At 64.8% G+C, this 256-nt stretch carries 1 protein-coding gene; it reads right to left on the minus strand.

Annotated elements, in window-relative coordinates:
* A partial coding sequence (locus tag EOD29_RS33155) for a formyltransferase family protein (protein WP_281059260.1) occupies positions 1–256 on the minus strand: 256 nt, incomplete at both ends.

Below are 256 nucleotides of genomic sequence, written 5' to 3' on the forward strand. Positions count from 1 at the left end.
GGACGGCCGCCTGGCCGATCGTCGGCCCTTCGTCCATGCCTTCGGTGACGAAATGCACGGTGCAGCCGGCGATGCGCATGCCGGCGTCGATGGCGCGCTGATGGGTATGCAGGCCCGGAAACAGCGGCAGCAGGGAAGGGTGGATGTTGAGCATCCGGCCTTCATACCGCTGGATGAAGGTCGCCGTCAGCAGCCGCATGTATCCGGCGAGACACAGGATGTCGGGCGAAAGCGTGTCGAGCGCAGAAAAGATCGC

Origin of the sequence: Mesorhizobium sp. M1A.T.Ca.IN.004.03.1.1 (assembly GCF_003997555.1) — a bacterium.
Classification (GTDB): Bacteria; Pseudomonadota; Alphaproteobacteria; order Rhizobiales; family Rhizobiaceae; genus Mesorhizobium.